General features: G+C 41.7%; 1 protein-coding gene. It reads right to left on the bottom strand.

Translation table 11 applies throughout. The annotated features are described in order from the left end of the window. Window positions 1-159: 159 nt before the first annotated feature. Window positions 160-1,428: tyrosine-type recombinase/integrase (locus tag HMPREF0373_RS12320; RefSeq protein ID WP_021740069.1), on the bottom strand; the 1,269-nt coding region annotated here is incomplete at its 5' end.

Genomic DNA, 1,428 nt, shown 5'->3' with positions numbered 1-1,428 from the left:
TAAAACGAAAAGACAGTAAAAATCGCAATTTGTGGAGAGATTTCTTGAACTTTCCTTATTTTACGGGCTTTCCAGCCCCTTAAATAGTGAAATGATATGTATTTTCCCTTATTTTTGACCTTATGCGGAATCAGCAAGGGAAATAAGGGAATTTTTTATTTAGTCGTTGCCTGCCACTTTATCAAGAAGTCTGGCGGAGTTCCGCTTTGCCTTTCTTGTAGAGTGGGCGTAGACATTCATTGTGGTACTGACATCAGAGTGCCCTAACAGTTCCTGCACATCTTTTGGGGCAGCTCCGTTTGAGAGGAGGTTGCTTGTGTAGGTGTGTCGCAACTGGTGGAAATGGAAATTCTCAAATCCGTCCAGCCTTTTTGCAACTGATCGGCAGGCAATGCTGAGTGTGCTTGGCAGTTCCAGACATCCGTCCGGTCTCAGGCAGACAAAGGAGATTTCCTTGTAATCTACCGGGATTTCTTCGGTTCCGTCCAGATGATAATATTCATAATACACTCTGTTTTTGTCCTGTGCTTCCTTGTAGAAATTGCGGTGGTAAAGTTCACCATACTGCATCCGGCTTTTAAGCTGTTTTTTTCTGGCGGTTTTCAGTATTTCAGTCAGAGTATCGCCAAAATCAACAATCCTTACTTTCTTTCGCTTGGTCGGTCCGATGATGTTTTTATGTTTTGTGCCATCATAGCGGATACTTCTTTTAATGGTCAGGCATTGTTCTTCAAGATTGATGTCCTGCCATGTCAATCCGCAAACTTCACCGATACGAAGTCCCGCATAGTATGCGATCTGGATTGGCAGGATTGCAGGTGGATTCTTTACTTTGAGGTATTCTATCAGTCTCTCATAATCTTCATGGGAAATAGGCTGTATGCCTTCTTCTACCTCATCATCTGAGAATAAATCCACATCCTCTGCCTGTTTTTTCAGCTTAATATACTGCATAGGATTAAAAGTAATCAACTGTTTTGGAAATACTGCAAACCGGAAAGCCTGTTGTAATACTGCTGAAAAGGAATGGATGTAATCTTTACTGTATCCTTTTCTCACTTTTCCATCTGGAAATTCCCCACCGAATGTAAGCAGATCGAGAAATGCCTGTAAATGTTCAGCAGTAACGGTTTTTAATTTGCGTTCTGCAATCGGATGTTTCTTGATACAACGGATTGCACCAAGATAATTTTCCACTGTACCATTGCTGAGTGTTCCGACTTTCAGTTCTTCTTCCGCCCACATATCAAGAAGTTCTCCTACAGTAAGATTATCTGTCTTTGCGACAAATTTCTTGCTTTCGTAATCATCCATTGCCTGACGGAGCAGTTTTTCCGTTTCACTTTTACTTTCTGTTCCAGCGTATTCTTTCTGAACCAGATTGCCGCTTGCATCTTCTACATAGAAGCGGTAGTACCATTTCTTTCC

The sequence above is a fragment of the Eubacterium ramulus ATCC 29099 genome (genome assembly GCF_000469345.1).
Classification (GTDB): Bacteria; Bacillota; Clostridia; order Lachnospirales; family Lachnospiraceae; genus Eubacterium_I; species Eubacterium_I ramulus.
Note: the sequence above shows the minus strand (reverse complement) of the source record. Positions and strands in the feature narration are given on the sequence as shown.